We start from the raw sequence: 18,136 nt of genomic DNA on the forward strand, positions 1-18,136 counted from the left end.
TATGAATTTCAAAAATTACTTTAAACCTGCTATAGCAATAACTTTTGCTGTAGCGGTATTCTTTAGTTCTTGTAAAAAGAATAATGAAGAGGAAAAAATATTGGTGCGGGAAATTACAGGTACCAAGGGTATTTATGTACTGAATGAAGGGAGCTGGGGAAATGCCAATAGCACCCTTAGTTATTATGATATAGAAAAAAAGACTGTCGTTGCCGATTTTTATAAACAGGTAAATGGTACTGCTTTGGGCGAAACAGCCAACGATCTGAAAGTTTATGGCAGTAAAATGTATTGTGTAGTAAGTGGTACCCAAGGAAAACCCCAGTCTTTTGTAGATGTAATGAACGTAGCTACTGGCAAAACCATCAGACGTATATCCTTCAATTCTAACAATGATGGTTATATGCCACGCTATATTGCATTCTATAAAAACAAAGCATATGTCTCTAGATATGACGGAATAATTAGCCGTATAGATACGGCCAGCTTAAGCATAGATGCCGAGTTACAGCTTAAAAATGGTGCTGATAATGCGGCTGCCTTAGAAGGTTTGGCCGTAGCAAATGGAAAGTTATATGTAACTAATTCTGCTCATACAAACCCTATTTATTCAAATAGTTTAAAAAGTAAGGTTACTGTTATCGACTTAACCACGTTCACAAAAAATAAGGATATTGAAGTTGGGAATAACCCGGTAAGGATTGCCGCCACGGAGAATGGAGATCTATATGTCATTACTTGGAATGATTGGGTAACATTCAATGAACCTACACTTATTAGAATTAGCAGTGCTACAGATCTGGTAGTGCAAACAGAAAATAATACTGATTTAGGAGCCATTAATATTGTTAAAGATCAAGCATGGGCAACAAAAGATATATACAATAGTGTACCTATTATTAAATCTATTAATCTATCTACTGGTAAGCTTGATAAAACACTGATTAATTATGAAGCAAGCTTTGGATCACCCTATGGAATTACAATAAATCCATTTGATAATAGTTTAGTGGTAGCAAGTATGAACAATAAAGCCTTTGTATTTGGTCAAGATGGAAAAGTGAAATACAGTTTTGAAACAGGTATCAATCCTCAGCATGCGGCATTCAATTATAGTTACAAATATGAATATAAGATATTCTAACAGGGCCATTCATATTCTGTTATTTATCCTGTCTATCCTATTTGTTTCCTGTAAAAAAGATAAACCTATTGACGAGGAACCATTGGTAGATAAGAAACGGGCTTATATTTCAAAAATATATGAATACAAACCTGCCCCAGGTCAGTTTATTAACGACAACAGCTATGGAACTCTATCCAAAGCAGCAGAATTGGTTGGAGGCGTAGATCGCGGGCTTATTTCTTTGGGCGGCTTTGGCGGCTATGTCATTTTTGGCTTCGACCATGCCATTGAAAACAAAGCGGGCTACGACTTGGGCATTTATGGCAACCCCTTAATCGGGGTGGGAATGGAATGGTCAGAACCTGGTATTGTTTGCGTTATGCAGGACCTTAATAAAAATGGCCTGCCAGATGATGGAGAATGGTACGAATTGGCTGGCAGTGAGCATGAGGCATCGCAGACCATAAAAAACTATGTGATCACCTATTTTAAACCTGCCACTGCTACCGAGGATATCAGATGGACTGATAACTTAGGTAACGTTGGTTATGTTCTTAAAAACCAATATCATAATCAAAATTATTATCCATCCTGGTTTGCAGGAGACCAAGTTCAATTTAAAGGTACCCTGTTAAAGAATACCCTAGGTATTAATGGTGGTTTAGTGTTCAACCAACCTTTCAGTTTTGGCTATGCCGATAATGGTTCCGCAAACTATCTTAAGATACAAAGCGAATTAGGCAGAGGCTATAATGTTTTTGATATAGATTGGGCCATAAATTCCAGTGGCAACAAGGTAGTTCTTACCCATATAGATTTTATAAAGGTCTATACTGCCCAGAACAGTAATGGCAATCCCTATCATCCTGACTATACTCATTCACAGGCCAGGAGCATGGGTGAAGTATCTACCGAAATGGGGGGAGCAATAGATTTACACTTTAAATAAAAATTAATAAAAAACATATAAACATAAAAATCAAATGAAGAGATATCTTTTACTTTCCTTGTTACTAATCACCCTATTTTTTTCTTGTAAGAAAGACAGCCCCGAACAATTTCCTGATTTGCACATGTCGGTAACAGAGAAAACGCTAACCATAGCGGTGAATACCGAGCGTTCATTCTCTGTTGTTATAGCAGAAGGCAAAACCCTAAATAATGAATGGAAGTTAAATGGGGCAGTGGTAGGTAAGGAAGTTGCCTATACATTTAAACCTAGCATGGCAGGCGACTATACGTTAGTTTATACAGGGAGTAACGCATTGGGTAGTTTTTCTTATAGTTATGCCATTAATGTTCCTGTGCCCGTAATTGATGCCGGCGCTAACAGCAGTAAGTACATCAGTAAGGTATTCGAATATTTTCCGGCACCCGGACAACATATCAACCAAGCCACATTAGGTTCGCCTGAACAGGCACAAAAATTAGTGGGGGGTATTGCAAATTTGGTTTCGCTAGGTGGTTATGGAGGATATATCATTTTTGGATTTGACCATTCTGTCGTTAATCAAACAGGTTATGACCTGGCTATCTATGGAAATCCTTCTGGTGCGCCATACCACTTCGCAGAGCCAGGAATTGTAATGGTGAGTCAAGACAAGAATGGTAATGGATTACCCGATGATGAATGGTATGAATTGGCAGGTAGTGAATATGAAAAAGCCACTACGATAAAAAATTATGAGATTACCTATACCAATCCAAAGGCTTTTGTGGATGTACCTTGGACAGATAACCAAGGCAATAGCGGGGTGTTAAAAAACCTATCTAAAAATAAAAACCACTATCCTTTATTCGTGGCGAATCAAGACAAGATTACCTTTAAAGGAACCCTGTTGCCTTCAACCTTAAGTACAACAGGGCTTGTATTAAATAATCCATTTGAATGGGGTTATACCGATAGCTATTCTGTAGGAGATGATTATGCAAAAAATTTGTATAACAGTTTTGATATTTCTTGGGCCGTAGATAAAAATGGCAAAAAAGTAAGTTTAAAAACGGTAGACTTCGTTAAGGTTTACACCGCACAAAATGTAAATGCAGGCATTTTAGGGGAAATTTCCACCGACATTAAAGGAGCTGCAGATTTGAATATTAAATAATCTCAATACATGTTGAAGAATAAAATGTTTAGGACAAGCCTTCATAAACTGCTTATTTTGGTCATTTTGGCCACGGCAGTAATGGCTTGTCGAAAAGAAGAAACAAATAAGGTATTATTTGCGAACGATATTAAAACCTCGGAGCGGCTTAAGGTAGGAGAAAGTATAACTTTAACCCCAAGTCTAATGGGAAAGGCTAAAAGCTACGAATGGATAGAGAATGGTGAAGTGCTAAGTACCTCAAGCAGCTATGTTTTTACCAAAGCACTGCCAGGAGATTATGAGCTGACCTTCAATGTTATAAATGCAGCGGGTAAAAATACACTGGTCTATAACATCAAAGTGGTTGGCAGGTATGCGGATGGTATTTTACTTCTGAGTAGTACCGATGCGAATGGAACTGGTGGAGCTAACCTATCCTTTCTAAATGAAAAGGAAGAATTAAAACTTGATGTATTCTCTCTGGAGAATAATGGTGCAAAACTGTCGGCTTCCGCAATGGGGGCATTTCGTTATGGTAATCAATTATATATAAGTGGCTCTGGCCAACCCGATTATATTACCGTAGTTAACGATGAAACACTCAAGGCCACCAGTAATATCACGGTTTCTGGAATTTCAGGGATAACTTATTTTGCCACTACCAATGGTAAAACAGGTTATGTAAATAGCAGTACACGCAGAAAATTGGGCCTGTATCCTGTAGATCTGACGGCCAAAACCATTGGAGCTACCTCATTGAATGGAACTACCGATGCTGCGTTATTGCCAATTACCACCATAAATAGTGCGATTTTAGTGCCTGTAGCTAAACAATTAGTAAAGGTAGAGAACGGAATGGCACAAACGCTATATACCCATACTGAAAATGTAGCAGGTGTAGTGAAAACGGCTAACAAGCAACTTTGGATGGGCGTACAGGGTATTAACAGTAAAGCAAAGCTCATCAGACTGGATGATAATTTGGCAGTTCTGGAGACTGTAGAACTGGAAACTACTTTTAAACTGCCTGCCAATGGTATCTTGACCGCTTCTGGAGCAGATGAATTTATCTATTGGCAAGAAACTTCTACAGGTGAGTTCTGTAGGTTTAGTACAACGACAAAAAAAGCCGAAAAATTTATAAATCCTATGAATGATGGTTTAAGTTTTGCCACTGCTTGGAAAGTAAATCCCCAAAATGGCGAGTTTTTCATTTTGGATAGCCCTGGTATATTTACTGGATCAGACTCTACCAGCGACCTATATATTTATACCAAATATAAAAAGTTCAGGAAGAAAATAAGCAAAGTTGGCTATCAGGTGGTGGACATTATTTTTCCTAAATAGTTTTTGTTAACTTTGTATGATAACATCATGGATAACTAATGGAAAGAACATCGAAAAATAGGCTAGTGGTTTTATTATTATTTATTGCTACCATTATAGGCTTGAGGATAATTGCACCACTTTCGTCAGATTTTAAAATATTTGCTAATATTTCAGGTTTGGGTGCCGTAGCTATTTTCAGTGGAAATTATTTTAGGAATAAGTTCTCGGCCTATATTTTACCAATGCTAGTACTTCTATTAAGCGATTTGGGCTTAGCCATCATGATGGGAGAAGCTTATGCCTTTTATGCAGGTTGGTATTATACCTACATTGCTTTTGCCTTAATGGTTTTGGTTGGACAGCTATTTATCAACAAGGTAAATGTTCCACAAGTGTTTGGAGCTAGCTTGGTGGCTGTTTTTATACACTGGATCGTATCTGACTTTGGCATGTGGTTGGGATTTGATACCTATCCCAAAACTTTGGCTGGTTTCTGGACCTGCTTAGTGGCTGCGATACCATTTGAGTTGAATTTCCTTTATGGTACATTAGTGTATTCGGCCATTATGTTCTTAGGTTTTGAAATCCTAAAATCTAAATTCCCATCATTGAAATACAGATCAGTAATAGCTTAACAAAAATATTTAGTGTATAAGCCCTCTTGTTTAAGTACAAGAGGGTTTTTTGTTTATATTTAAGGGTATGAAGAAAAAAATAGTGGTGCTAACTGGGGCGGGAATGAGTGCCGAAAGTGGTCTGAAAACTTTTAGGGATGCCGATGGTTTATGGGAGGGCTATAATGTAATGGATGTAGCTACCCCCGAAGCATGGCAACGAAACCCAGAATTGGTACAACAATTTTACAATGAAAGACGTATACAGGTTTTACAGGCCCAGCCAAATGCGGCTCATTATGCGCTAGCCAATTTAGAAGCACATTTTGATATAGAAATTATTACACAGAATATTGATGATCTGCATGAAAGAGCAGGTTCTACAAAGGTAACACACTTACATGGCATAATTACTTACGCACAGTCTTCAAGTAACCCAACGCTCATATATCCCGTTGAAGGAGCCGAAATAAAAATGGGCCAATTATGTAAATGGGGATCGCAATTACGACCACATGTAGTATGGTTTGGAGAGGCTGTACCAATGATCGAAAAAGCAGCGCAGATTTGTTCACAAGCTGATGTTTTTATATTGATTGGAAGTTCATTAGCTGTTTACCCCGCTGCAGGGCTGATAGATTTTGTACCGAGAGAAGTAACAAAATATGTTATCGACCCCAAAATACCAACAGTTGGGCACTATCAGCACATAATCAAGATTGAAAAATCGGCAACAGAAGGAGTAAAAGAGTTGATCGTGTCACTTTTGGGCTCTTAATTACTTGATTAATTTACTTAAATTAGGTTTTATGCCAATAGTTAAAGGCATGCTGCTAAACTTTCTATCTTGAATGTTGTTGAAGCCGTTCATATAGCTAACTTCCGTAAAAATAGAGAGACCACCCAAATTTAGTTCTGCTCCTAATCCTGCTTCTAACATGGCCATGCCATTTGTTTGATTTGAAAACTCAACTTCTAAAGCGGTATTGTTGGTTTTTACCCGAGGGGTAAGTATGAAGCCACCTCCACCGCCAGCAAATCCATAAAAAGCAAATTTACCCACCATTTTTCTATAACCTAAAGCCATATTTAACAGATAGGTAGTTACCCTTGAATTTTGTGCAGTGTAGTTATAGCCATGATCGGGTCTTATGCCATTATAAGTGAAGGCATGTAGGCTCACTTTTGGATATAGAAAAAGACCGCCCTTGCCCAAGCCCAGGTTTAACCCGAATGTGGTAGATATCTTTGGCCCCAGAAAATCGCTACTTTCACCAATGGGAATAGAAGTGCCAATTCCACTCACAGTGTATAACTTGTCTGTCCGTGCAGTTTGTTGGGCATTCACCTCTAGATTGCTAAATAGCAAGAGAATACCAGTGAAAAAAAATAGAATATTTATGCTCATAACCAATTTATGTCTCTATTGATAACATGAACATCTACCTATTGTTTCATCAACCTCATAAATGACCAGTTGGCTATGCTCAAATTCCGAATTTTGGTAATTAGGAATTCTTCTAAATTATAGCAATGACATCAAAAACAACTTTGTTATTCCGATATTAGAGTAATATCCTTTGTTTAACCTTAAATTGTTTTTCTATGGATGAAATCGATTCTCATGCACAGGGCGATACCCGACGTGATTTTTTAAAGAAGACTTCGCTCTTTACCGCATTATCATTAACTCCTGTAACTATATTGAAAGCGGCAGATCAAAAAGTTGATGAACGTTTTGCCGAGCTTTTTGAGAAAATTCCATTGAATTTTACAGTGAACAATAAAGCTTACCAATTAAATGTTGAACCTAGGGTGACACTTTTGGATCTGCTAAGGGAGGAACTTCATTTAACAGGAACAAAAAAAGGTTGTGACCATGGTCAATGTGGCGCTTGTACTGTTCATGTAGATGGAAAGCGCGTTAATTCCTGCTTGAGTTTGGCGGTAATGAATGAAGGTAGGAATATCACTACGATAGAGGGCTTGGCCAAAGGTGATGAGCTTCATCCTATGCAAAGGGCCTTTATTAAACATGATGGCTTTCAGTGTGGTTATTGTACCCCAGGTCAGATCATGAGCGCAGTGGCCTGCATAAGAGAGGGACATGCCAATTCTAAGGAAGAAATAAGGGAATACATGAGTGGTAATATTTGTCGTTGCGGCGCCTATCCTCATATTGTTGAGGCTATACAAGAAGTTAAGGAAAAAGGAGGGACAATATGATCAATTTTCAATACCTGAGAACAACGGCAGTTAAAACTGCGTTAAACTTGATAGTTAAGGACCCTAAAGCTGTATTTATTGCTGGTGGTACTAATTTGATAGACCTTATGAAAAGAGGGGTGGCCACACCCGAAAAGTTGATCGACATTAATCATCTTCCATTAAAGGATATAGAATTGGTCAATAATGTTTTGCAAGTGGGGGCATTAACTTCCAATACGGCATTGGCAGAACATATAACGGTTAAACAGCAATTCCCGTTGTTGATGCTCGCCCTGCAATCTGGAGCTTCGGCACAATTGAGAAATGTAGCTACTGTTGGCGGCAACATGATGCAGCGTACCCGTTGCGGTTATTTTTATGACATCACTATGCCTTGTAATAAACGTGAGCCGGGAAGTGGCTGTGGGGCCATAAATGGATATAACAGGATGCATGCTATATTTGGAACTTCAGAATCGTGTATTGCTGTACATCCTAGTGATATGTGTGTAGCTTTGGTAGCTTTAGGGGCACAAGTAGTCATTTTGGGTCATAAAGGAGAAAGAAAAATCAACTTTTCCGATTTTCATCGCTTGCCAGGAACTACACCAGAAACAGACAACAACCTTCGAAAAGGAGAGCTTATTACCAAGATACAGATCCCGATTAATGGTTTTAACCAAAATTACCATTACCTAAAAGTGAGAGATAGATCTTCCTATGCTTTTGCCCTAGTTTCAGTTGCCGCGGCTTTGATCATTAAAAATGGCCTGATCAGCGATGCTCGCTTAGCCATGGGTGGAGTAGCACATAAGCCTTGGCGCTTAACTTCCTCAGAAGATTTTTTAAAAGGGAAAGCTGGAACAACAGCTAATTTTGAAGCAGCTGCTCAATTGGCCATGAAAGATGCCAAAAGCTTCGGAGAGAACGACTTTAAACTTAAGTTGGCTCCAAATGCAATTGTAGAAGCGTTAACCATTGCTAAATCTAAGTCTTAATGGAAAAATTATTATTGACAGATGAAACCAGCATGAACCAAGTGTTCACAGAAAAGGATGGATATAATCATGTTAGTTTCTTAGATGCTATCGACGAAAATGACCGTGTAGATGGAGTAGCTAAGGTGACTGGAAAAGCTAAATATTTTGCCGAATATCAATTGCCCGGGCTCACTTATGGCGTTCTGGTAACCAGCACCATCACCAAAGGAAAAATTGTAGATATCGATACTAAAGCTGCGAAAAATGCTCCTGGAGTTTTGGATGTGCTTAGCCATATGAATAAACCTGCTGTCGCTGGATATGAACAGGAAGGTGGTTCGCCCATGAAGATTTTCTATACCGATCAGATCTTTTATAATGGACAGCCTATCGCTTTGGTAGTGGCCAATACCTTTGAGAGGGCAACTTATGCCGCCAGTTTGGTTAAGGTAAGCTATCATAAAGAGGCCTTCAATACCGATTTTAAAAGCAGTATAAAAGATGAAAAAGTAAAGAAACTACAAGGGCAGCCCCCCTATAAGAGAGGAATGGAAGATGCCTATAAAACCGCCGAGGTGAAAGTAGAGCAGGTATATACCATGCCTGTAGAAACACATAATCCAATGGAACTACATGGCATTATAGCCGATTGGCGCACTAATGATCAGGTGACCGTTTACGCAAAAACACAAGGGGTAAAGGCTACGCAAAATACAATAGCCAACGTATTTAAAATTCCAGTAGAAAATATACAGGTAAACAGTGAATTTGTAGGTGGTGGTTTTGGAATGGCCTTAAGAACCTGGCCACTAGAAATTGCTACGATTATGGCCTCTAAACAGCTTAAAAAGCCAGTAAAGCTTGTCATTACCCGCGATCAGATGTTTACCATGGTAGGCAACCGACCTGCTGCTTATCAAAAAATTGGTTTAGGGGCTACTAAAGAAGGTAAGATCACCGGAATAACGCATATTGCTTTTGGCCAGAGTGCCACTTATGAAAATTTTACCGAAGGTGTAGTGAACATGACCAAGTTTATGTACGATTCGGAAAATGTAAACACGAATTATTATGTCATCCCATTGGATATGGGCGTACCCATTTGGATGCGCGGTCCTGGTGAGGCTACGGGTGCATTTGCCTTGGAAAGTGCCATAGATGAAATGGCACATGCCCTGAATATGGATCCTTTAGATTTCAGGATAAAAAACGATCCGGAGAAAGACTTGGCACAAAATAGACCTTTCTCTAGTAAATATATTAAAGAAGCCTATCGTTTGGGCGCTGAGCAGATTGGTTGGAAAAATAGAAAAATGATACCCGGTAGCCTGATCGATGGATCATGGCAAGTTGGCTATGGGGTTAGTATTGGGGTATTCAATGCATCGAGGGGGCGGGCCAGTGTAAAAGGAATATTAAAGGCAGATGGTACTTTGGTTTTACAAAGTGCAACTAGTGATATTGGTCCGGGCACGGGTACGGGAATGACCCTCATTGCAAGTAGGTTATTAAATATTCCTGTCGATAAGATTGTTTTTGAATTGGGAGATTCTTCTTTGCCACCTGCACCTAGCCAAGGTGGATCTGCCACACTTTCCACGGTGGGATCTGCCGTAAATGATGTCTGTGTATCGTTAAAATCCACCATTGCCGAGCTTGCTGCCAATTCGAATATGGATGCTCATGCCCACTTTACGGAGGTGCTTAAAAAGAATAATCTGCCCATGATCGAGGTGACCAAGCAATCACAGGCTAATGCAGAGGCCAAAAATTATTCAATGTATTCTTTTTCTATCCATTTCGTACAGGTAAAAGTACATCAATTAACAGGAGTGGTCAAAGTCAGTAAGGTGGTTTCCGTAGGTGATTCTGGCAAGATTGTTAGCCCTAAAACGGCACGTAGCCAAATGGTAGGTGGTGCTGTAGGGGGTATTGGAATGGCTTTAATGGAAGAAGCCTTATTGGACAATCGTTATGGCAGATATATAAATAACAATTTTGCTGACTACCATGTGCCTGTACATGCAGATGTACCAGAAATAGACGTGATCTTTATTGATAAAGCAGACCCTATTATTAACCCGATGGGGGCAAAAGGTATGGGAGAAATTGCTTTGATTGGTTTTGCCGGAGCTGTGGCTAATGCGGTATTTAATGCAACAGGTAAAAGAATTAGAAGTTTACCTATTACACCCGATAAAATTCTACAGGCATAGCTTATGGTTAGACAAAACGTAAAAAGTAAAAATGCAAGCCTATAAGCCGGGTTCTGTTTTCCGCAAAGCGGAACTTCTATCATTAATCTAGAATAAATGTCGCCATTTACCTCAAACGACCTACCCACTAACATCGGACGGGCAGCCCTACGTACGTTAGCCTATTTGGTCTTTCAACTCCCGGGGTTTACCAAAACGTTAATCACTTAACGAGCTCGTGAGCTCTTACCTCACGTTTTCACCCTTATCCCGATAAATCGGGACGGTATATTTTCTGTGGCACTTTCCGTTCCCGATAAATCGGGACCTTCCCGTTAGGAAGCGAGATGCCCTACGTTGCCCGGACTTTCCTCCTCGATACAAGATCGCGGCGATAGAACAGCTTGCATTTTTGCAAAGATAGCATAAAGCTTTAAAGTTAACCTACATTTTAACGGGCATTATTATTCCAAATCTTTGTTCAATGTGGAAGTATCCTTGGTTTCCCTCATAAAAAGATAGACCAATAATGAGATGGATATACAGCCGGTGATGTAATAATAGAAATAGTCTTCATGGCCAATATCCTTAAACCAAAGGGCTATATATTCTGCCGAACCTCCAAAAATAGCTACGGTCAATGCATAGGGTAGGCCTACGCCTAATGCCCTTATGCTGGCTGGAAAAAGTTCGGCTTTTACAATAGCATTAATGCTTGTATAGCCACTTACGATAAGGAGTGCAGCCATTAATAAGAAGAAAATAGCCGTTAAAGATGTGGTATGGCTAAGGGTAACCAATAATGGAATGGTAAAGACAACACCAAGTATACCAAAACCTAAAAGTAGTGGACGGCGACCAATCCGATCTGACAAAAGCCCAAAAAGTGGTTGAAGTAGTGCAAAAATGAGTAAAGTTAAAAAGGAGAGAAATGTGGAGTCTTCTTTGCTCAGCTGTACAGTGTTCACCAAAAACTTTTGCATATAGGTGGTATATGTATAAAAAGCAAGTGTACCACCTAGTGTAAGTCCAACAACTGTTAATAAAGCTTTAGGGTATTTAAGCAGTTCTTTTACTGATCCTTTTTGAGCTGTGCCTTCTTTTAATTTTTCGAATGCTTCGGTCTCCTGTATATTTCTACGCAAGTAGAAGGCCACTACAGAAAGTAGGGCACCAATAACAAATGGAATTCTCCAGCCCCATTCATGGAGTTCAGTTTCAGTGAGCAGTAATTTTTGTAAAATCAACTGTATGCCCAAAGCAATTAATTGACCACCTATCAGCGTAACATATTGAAAACTGGAATAAAAGCCCCGCCTTTCCTTGGTGGCCATTTCACTGAGGTAGGTAGCAGATACGCCGTATTCGCCACCTACACTCAAGCCCTGTAGCATACGTGCAATCAACAAAATGATAGGGGCCAAAATGCCGATATACTTGAAGGTAGGTGTTACGGCAATTAATAAAGATCCCAATGACATTAACAGAACGGATAAGGTCAAACTCTTCTTTCTGCCTATCTTATCTGCAAGATTGCCGAAAAGCCAACCCCCAATTGGCCGCATTAAAAATCCTAGGGCAAAAATACCGGCAGTATTAAGAAGTTGGGCCGTTTGGTTTCCCTCTGGGAAAAAAGAGCCTGAAAAATACAGTGCAAATGCAGAGTAGGCATACCAATCGTACCACTCTACCAAGTTCCCTATGGAACCACCAAAAATAGATCTGATTCTGTAGCCGGCTGTTTTAGTAGGTTTTATAGGGCCATTTTTCTTATACATGCGTTAAAAATAACTGATTTATGCATAAGCTTTATAAAATATGCCCCGATATATTAACTTTATTTACAGTTCTTTATATCGTTGGCCACCTGTTCATAAGTATACATGCCCTGGTTGTTGCCAAATGAATTGGTAATATATACGGTTACCTGTGCAATATCGATGTCGTGCAGATCAGGGAAAGAGGGCATTTTACCTTCGTAAGTTTTACCATTGATCAGTAGGGGACCATCAGCTCCATTCTTTATAAAGCAGGCCAGCTTATTCTTATTGTTTTTTAGAAAAACAGTATCGGTTAATGGGGGAGCTAATTCCCCCAGGCCCTCACCATTTTCTCCATGGCAATTCTGACATTTGGCCTTGTAAATATCTTTACCATTAGATAGGTATTTTGACATTTCAATTTCGCTGGCACTTTGGCAAGCATAAATAACTATGGCAATGGCCAAGAAGAAAATGGTATAAACAATTATCTTTTTCAAATTTTGATTATTGATTTTGCTAAACGTAAAACCTACAACTTATAGTGTACCACCTACTTTTCGGCCAATAAAATGACCATATCTTTTTTAAGTTTTTCAACTTCTTCGGTTTTGGTGCCATCATAAGCACCACGAATTCGCCTTTGTTTATCAATCAGTACCAGCCAGCCCTGATGTATATAACCATCTTTAGCAGTGCTATCTTCGCCTACGGCTACTAAGTAGTCGTGTTCAGCTAAATGGTATACCTTTTCTTTCTCTCCATAAACAAATTCCCATTTTTTGGTATCTACACCTAGTTTTTTGGCATAATTTTTCAACACAGAAGGTTTGTCGTATTTGAAATCGATGGTATGCGATAGAAACATCACATCTGGACGGTCCTTGAACTGCTCATAAACAGTTTTCAGGTTACGGTGCATAATGGGGCAAATGGTGCTGCACGACGTGAAGAAAAAATCTGCCACATACACTTTGTTTTTAAAGGTATCCTGCGTAATCTCTATGCTATCCTGATTGAGGAATTTAAAATCTGGGATCGTTTTATAAATGGTATCGATACGGTCAACACCATCAGCTCCTTTAATAATTTTCGCTTCACGGTCACCGTAAATTGGCAATTTTTTATTTTGGGTACAGGCAGTTCCAAATGCTATTAAACATCCGAATACGGCATATATAATTGACTTTTTCATACTATTTCTTAATATATTTTTCAGGGTTTTGGTCAAATTTCAATTTGCATCCTTTACTACAAAATAGATACTCCTGTTTATTGAAGGTACTTTTATGTACTGTTGATGGCTGGACTTTCATTTTACAAATGGGATCTAACTTTATACTGTCACTTAAAACAGTCACTTTTGAATAGGTTAAATTAGCTGCACGGCCAGGGTATAATGCCCAACTACCAAGGACAAAAATACATATTATTAAGGTGGTTTTCATATTTAGGGTTTCGTAAATGGTTTTGCCTGTTCAATAGCATTTTCTAAGTTCAGTTGAACTTGTTTTAAACTATCTAATTGGTTTTTAAAATAGATTAAAGCTTCCGTCTTGGATCCTTTATAGTCAAGTTGAAAATGATGCATCCAATCCATCATTTTTTCATCTGCATGGTTTAATTCTGCAATAACAAACTTAATGGCAACGGTATCTTTATTGCCTAGTTTATTTTTTTGTAGCAATACACTATCTAACCTGAATTTAGTTTTAATGGCTTTTTCATTAATGACCATAGCTTGGTTGTGTAGCTGATCTATGGTTTGGATAATTTCTTTTTCTTGGTCTTTTTGTTGAGCTTGGCAGGCCATAAATAGCGAAACCGGTGTCAATAAGTAATAGATAATCTTTTTCATTTTTATAAAATTAGAATGGAATGGAAACGTGTAACATGAGTCTATTGCCCGCATTGGCCCTTTGGTTGGCCAGTTCTTGTGCCACTACAATTTGATAATTGGCCCCAAAAGAGAATTTGTTCGTAGCAAATTCAAATCCGGTAACCAAAGAAGTAGAATAACCGCCAGAAACATCTACATTGTACTTGTTGTTTTCTATATCTTTAGTGGCCGTTTCGTAGAGTACACCTGCATTTGGTGCTATGGTAAACTTATGGAATAACCTCAATTTATAATAGAGTAGGGCATTGGTAGTGAGTTTGTTGCCGTAACGATATTGGTATTTGTTTTCTGTATTCATTTTATAGTTTACGTTGAGATTTATGCCTAAATCGTTCAATCTCACATCATAGGCGGCATTTAGCGTAAAATCGGTACTGGCCGTACCCAACTGGAAATTATTAGGGCTTTCCTGTACAGCTAGTTTTTCGCTAGGTTCGTAGGTTCCGGTAGGTAGTTTTATGCCAGCACCAAGCCATAGCGAGTGCACCAATAATTTGCTGTTTAAGGAACTACTATTGGTGAATAGGTTATAGTAAGCCATCACTGCAATATCGCCCAGCCCATTTTTAGCGCCACTTTCAGCTTGCGAACTGCGTTGGTTAAAATTATAAGGTACAAAAGCCAATGCCCTAAAGCGTTTTCCGAAATTCCATCCGCCCCAAAGTTCTGCAGTTTGATAGGTTTCATCGGTAGTTAGGGGAGTAACCTGCCCTTGTGGCCCCAAATGAGTTTGTAATGTTTTATGCTGATATCGCAAGCCTATAAAACGCTTATTGTATTCGGGCAAAATGCCTATATAATAACTGCCTACACCACATCCGCAAATATCGCAAGCGTAGGTAGCCGTGCCAAGAAACAGAAGGCTAAAGGTTAATATAATTTGTTTTTTCGTCATATCTACTGTGTTTTATGATCTGCTAGCTATCAGGTAACAGATAGCTAGAACTATTCACTAAAAATTACTGTTCTGCCAATAATTTGTTATTGATAAATTCCTCATCGTTCAACGTATTAAGAAAGGCCGTTAATTTGGTTTTCTCGTCGTTGCTAATGCTTATTCCCCTATTGCCATTTTTATTTAGCAATGGATCGAGATTTACCAATACTTGCACTTCATTGGTATAATGCTGAAAAACAGCATCGAGGGTTAAAAATCGGCCATCATGCATGTATGGAGCTGTGTATTTTAGATTTCTTAGCGATGGTACCTTAAACTTATATTTGTCGCCATTTACCAGTGTAGCCGTATACAGCCCCAAATCATTTATAGGGCTAGGCGCTAAACCATTGTTCCTAAATTCCCCATCGGTAAAAAGAGGCTCGGTATGACAGTTGCCACATTTATCCTTAAACAACTGATAACCTTCCAATTCTGTGGTGCTAAAACTAATATTACCTTCTTTTCGCATGACCTTATCATATTTGGAATTACTGCTGATGCACATAATCATGAATTGTGATAAAGCTTTCATGAAAGCAGCAGTGGTAATTTCCTCAGTACCAAAGGCCGCTTTAAACTTTTCCCTGTAAGCGGGAACTGCTTTAAGCTTATTCAGTACATTCTCCAGATTTTCATCCATTTCCTCGTGTGTGGTAATAGGTACTATGGGTTGTAAATCCAAGTCGTAAACACCGCCACCCCACATAAACGCCTTATTCCAAGCTAAATTCATGATGGGTGGAGAGTTACGGGTACCTAGCCTGTCATCTATGCCATGACTTACATCGTGTCCGTGCTGTGTAAATGCCGATGATTGGATATGACAGGAACCACAACTGATGGTATTGTTCCTAGATAGGCGAGGGTCGTAAAACAATTTTCTCCCTAGTTCAAAACCAGCTTTTGTTACCGTGTTATTGGCTATGCGGTATATTGGCTCAGGAAAATTTTTGGGCGTTTGAAAGCCTAAAAATGTTTCTATCTTTTCTTGTATAACCTCGCTTTTTTTACAAGCGAATACAAAGCACAATATCACTAACAAATATTTAAAATATCTCCATTTCATTTTAATTCTCTGTGTGGTCGTGAGTAAAGAGTTGTGGGAAATTATCGGCGATTTTCGAAGAGAATTCTCCAAACATCACATTGGGATTTTCTTTAATACTAAAACTGTTTTTGCCATTGAAAACCTGCATGAGGTCTACGAAGAGATGGATATTGCTCTGCCTATCTTTTCTAACTTTAGCGATACCCGCATTGTTGAGGTCAATAGTAACACTTCTTATGTTATTAAGGGTAGGGACATCGTATCCTCCAAAAAAACCAATGTGGTATTTGAATTGTTTTTTACCAGTAGGGTCGCCCTTTTGGTCGTCGCTAATGAGATTAGAATTACCCTCAAGACGGAAGAAAATATAACCTGAGTTCCAACCCCAGTACATTCCACCATTATCCATACTCCCTCCGGTTGCAGGATCTAATACACCAGTCCTCCTATCTATAGGCATAGTACTTCTTAGGCTATCCACTCCTAAGATAAAGGTCAGTTTACTATAATCTCCTTCAGGCACCTTTACTTTGGCAAAACGTGTAGTCTTGTCGGAACCCTTAATTAAAAAATATGAGCTATCTTGTTTAACTACATATTCTTTTCCTTCATTGGTGGTTACCTTTACATTGCTGATAAAATATTGGATCATGCTCACGGTAAATGGCTCGCCTTTGGCATTGGTATAGGGTACGGCGGTATTGTTAAAGGTCAGGGTTCTGCCTCCAACAATGTTGTCGAATTCAATAGAAAGCGGGGCAAGATTGTCTTCCTGAAAATTGGGTGTAGGATCTTGTTTTTTGCTACAAGCACTTAAGAGTAGCGTTACAAGGGCGGTGAAATATAATAGGTTTTTTTTCATTTCTTTTATAAATGAGGGTTACTAATATTTTTGTTCGTTATAAATTCTTGGTCGGTAAGGCGGTTTAAAAAAGCCTTGATCGCTTCTCTTTCTAGAGAAGACAATGGGATACCCAATTGTCCATTGTTTTGGTATAACAGCTGATCTACAGTTGATGATGCTTTTACGCCACTGCTATAGTGTGTTAATACTTCGTCGATATTCGCAAACCGACCATCGTGCATGTATGGGGCGGTAAGCATTATGTTGCGTAGCGATGGTGTTTTAAATTTTCCCAGGTCAAACGGATTGAAAGTCACCCTAAATCTACCTTGATAAGTCCCCTCTAAATCGTCGTTGAAATGGCTGTCAATACCATTGTTATGGTAGCTATTATCTGTAAATAATTCGCCACTGTGGCAACTTTTGCACTTTTGTTCTACGAGCTGCATGCCTTGTAGTTCTACAGTAGTGAGCTGCGCTCCATTTTCTTTTCTTTTGTACTTGTCGTAAACCGAATTACCCGAAATAAGTGTCCTTTGAAACTGGGCCAGTGCCTTAGCAACATTTGCCGATTTTATACCATCTTTAAAAGCAAGATTGAACTGTTTGACATACATTGGAATGGCTTTAAGCTCTGCTTCTAGTTCAAACAGATTTTGAAACATTTCATCAGGACTGGTGAGCGGACCAAAGGCTTGAGATTCTAGATTAGTAGATCCGCCATCCCAGAAAAGGCCATTTTTAGCCCAGGCCATGTTGATCAATGCAGGAGCACTGCGATGCAAAGTCGCTCCAGATAGACCTATGTTGTTTAGTGCTAAACCGTCTGTAAAAGCCAAATCTTGACGATGGCACGAGGCGCAGGAAAGCTGATTGTTGCCAGACAACCGCTTGTCATAGAAAAGCATCCTGCCAAGTTTAACACCTTCTTTAGTTAACGGATTATCTACATCGTCTATAAATGCAGGTAAATTACTAGGGGCATTTGGTTGGTAAGACTCGTTTACTTGCTGGTCTATAATATCGGTTTCTTCCTTTTTACAAGAAGAAACCGATAATACTAGCGCAACAGCGATCAGGACAATTATCTTGGCGTTGACCATGA

At 39.0% G+C, this 18,136-nt stretch carries 19 protein-coding genes and 1 other RNA gene; 9 read left to right on the plus strand and 11 right to left on the minus strand.

What is annotated here, in order from left to right; translation table 11 throughout:
• The first annotated feature begins 1 nt into the window (after nucleotide 1).
• The 6 genes from JHD79_RS09800 to JHD79_RS09825 all read left to right on the plus strand — a co-directional run bounded on the left by JHD79_RS09800 (nucleotide 2) and on the right by JHD79_RS09825 (nucleotide 5,934).
• Nucleotides 2-1,144: a DUF5074 domain-containing protein gene (locus tag JHD79_RS09800; protein WP_199119052.1), complete on the plus strand. Its 1,143-nt coding sequence runs from the start codon at nucleotides 2-4 to the stop codon at nucleotides 1,142-1,144.
• Complete coding sequence (locus JHD79_RS09805; protein ID WP_199119053.1) at nucleotides 1,125-2,075, plus strand: PKD domain-containing protein; 951 nt, start codon at nucleotides 1,125-1,127, stop codon at nucleotides 2,073-2,075. The genes JHD79_RS09800 and JHD79_RS09805 overlap by 20 nt, the downstream gene beginning before the upstream one ends.
• Nucleotides 2,076-2,109: 34 nt before the next feature.
• Entirely contained in the window at nucleotides 2,110-3,231 is a 1,122-nt protein-coding gene (locus tag JHD79_RS09810) for a PKD domain-containing protein (RefSeq protein ID WP_199119054.1), read from the plus strand.
• Nucleotides 3,232-3,240: 9 nt separating this feature from the next.
• Nucleotides 3,241-4,560 carry a DUF5074 domain-containing protein gene (locus JHD79_RS09815; RefSeq protein ID WP_199119055.1) on the plus strand — a complete coding sequence of 440 codons (1,320 nt, stop codon included), beginning with the start codon at nucleotides 3,241-3,243 and terminating at the stop codon, nucleotides 4,558-4,560.
• Between the two features lie 38 nt (nucleotides 4,561-4,598).
• A complete protein-coding gene (locus JHD79_RS09820) occupies nucleotides 4,599-5,177 on the plus strand; it encodes a DUF6580 family putative transport protein (protein ID WP_199119056.1) in 579 nt (192 codons plus the stop codon).
• A 67-nt stretch (nucleotides 5,178-5,244) separates the two neighbouring features.
• Nucleotides 5,245-5,934 (plus strand): NAD-dependent deacylase, encoded by a 690-nt coding sequence (locus JHD79_RS09825; RefSeq protein ID WP_199119057.1) that lies wholly within the window; start codon nucleotides 5,245-5,247, stop codon nucleotides 5,932-5,934.
• Here JHD79_RS09825 and JHD79_RS09830 read toward each other — a convergent pair whose 3' ends face one another.
• Nucleotides 5,935-6,564, minus strand: a complete 630-nt coding sequence (locus JHD79_RS09830; RefSeq protein WP_199119058.1) for an autotransporter outer membrane beta-barrel domain-containing protein — start codon at nucleotides 6,562-6,564, stop codon at nucleotides 5,935-5,937.
• Between the two features lie 197 nt (nucleotides 6,565-6,761).
• Here JHD79_RS09830 and JHD79_RS09835 point away from each other — a divergent pair, with 197 nt between their 5' ends.
• The 3 genes from JHD79_RS09835 to JHD79_RS09845 are packed head-to-tail and all read left to right on the plus strand — an operon-like array spanning nucleotide 6,762 to nucleotide 10,560.
• Complete coding sequence (locus JHD79_RS09835) at nucleotides 6,762-7,382, plus strand: (2Fe-2S)-binding protein (RefSeq protein ID WP_199119059.1); 621 nt, start codon at nucleotides 6,762-6,764, stop codon at nucleotides 7,380-7,382.
• Complete coding sequence (locus tag JHD79_RS09840; RefSeq protein WP_199119060.1) at nucleotides 7,379-8,362, plus strand: xanthine dehydrogenase family protein subunit M; 984 nt, start codon at nucleotides 7,379-7,381, stop codon at nucleotides 8,360-8,362. The genes JHD79_RS09835 and JHD79_RS09840 overlap by 4 nt, the downstream gene beginning before the upstream one ends.
• Complete coding sequence (locus tag JHD79_RS09845) at nucleotides 8,362-10,560, plus strand: xanthine dehydrogenase family protein molybdopterin-binding subunit (RefSeq protein WP_233164636.1); 2,199 nt, start codon at nucleotides 8,362-8,364, stop codon at nucleotides 10,558-10,560. The genes JHD79_RS09840 and JHD79_RS09845 overlap by 1 nt, the downstream gene beginning before the upstream one ends.
• A gap of 26 nt (nucleotides 10,561-10,586) precedes the next feature.
• On the opposite strand, the gene rnpB is transcribed toward JHD79_RS09845, so the two are convergent.
• The 10 genes from rnpB to JHD79_RS09895 form a co-directional block, all read right to left on the minus strand.
• Nucleotides 10,587-10,950, minus strand: an RNA gene (gene rnpB / locus JHD79_RS09850) — RNase P RNA component class A.
• A gap of 53 nt (nucleotides 10,951-11,003) precedes the next feature.
• Nucleotides 11,004-12,317 (minus strand): MFS transporter, encoded by a 1,314-nt coding sequence (locus tag JHD79_RS09855; protein ID WP_199119061.1) that lies wholly within the window; start codon nucleotides 12,315-12,317, stop codon nucleotides 11,004-11,006.
• Nucleotides 12,318-12,376: 59 nt separating this feature from the next.
• A complete protein-coding gene (locus JHD79_RS09860; protein WP_199119062.1) occupies nucleotides 12,377-12,799 on the minus strand; it encodes a cytochrome c in 423 nt (140 codons plus the stop codon).
• A 53-nt stretch (nucleotides 12,800-12,852) separates the two neighbouring features.
• A complete protein-coding gene (locus tag JHD79_RS09865; protein WP_199119063.1) occupies nucleotides 12,853-13,494 on the minus strand; it encodes an SCO family protein in 642 nt (213 codons plus the stop codon).
• Between the two features lies 1 nt (nucleotide 13,495).
• Complete coding sequence (locus JHD79_RS09870; protein WP_199119064.1) at nucleotides 13,496-13,747, minus strand: YHS domain-containing protein; 252 nt, start codon at nucleotides 13,745-13,747, stop codon at nucleotides 13,496-13,498.
• A gap of 2 nt (nucleotides 13,748-13,749) precedes the next feature.
• Complete coding sequence (locus tag JHD79_RS09875) at nucleotides 13,750-14,157, minus strand: hypothetical protein (protein ID WP_199119065.1); 408 nt, start codon at nucleotides 14,155-14,157, stop codon at nucleotides 13,750-13,752.
• Nucleotides 14,158-14,167: 10 nt separating this feature from the next.
• Nucleotides 14,168-15,094 (minus strand): transporter, encoded by a 927-nt coding sequence (locus JHD79_RS09880; protein WP_199119066.1) that lies wholly within the window; start codon nucleotides 15,092-15,094, stop codon nucleotides 14,168-14,170.
• Between the two features lie 64 nt (nucleotides 15,095-15,158).
• On the minus strand, nucleotides 15,159-16,175 hold the full coding sequence (locus tag JHD79_RS09885) for a cytochrome-c peroxidase (protein ID WP_370583316.1): 1,017 nt from the start codon (nucleotides 16,173-16,175) through the stop codon (nucleotides 15,159-15,161).
• A gap of 31 nt (nucleotides 16,176-16,206) precedes the next feature.
• Nucleotides 16,207-17,049 carry an MbnP family protein gene (locus tag JHD79_RS09890; protein ID WP_199119068.1) on the minus strand — a complete coding sequence of 281 codons (843 nt, stop codon included), beginning with the start codon at nucleotides 17,047-17,049 and terminating at the stop codon, nucleotides 16,207-16,209.
• Between the two features lie 5 nt (nucleotides 17,050-17,054).
• Nucleotides 17,055-18,134: a cytochrome-c peroxidase gene (locus tag JHD79_RS09895; RefSeq protein WP_199119069.1), complete on the minus strand. Its 1,080-nt coding sequence runs from the start codon at nucleotides 18,132-18,134 to the stop codon at nucleotides 17,055-17,057.
• Between the last annotated feature and the right edge of the window lie 2 nt (nucleotides 18,135-18,136).

The organism is Pedobacter sp. ASV28, from assembly GCF_016428855.1.
Classification (GTDB): domain Bacteria; phylum Bacteroidota; class Bacteroidia; order Sphingobacteriales; family Sphingobacteriaceae; genus Pedobacter.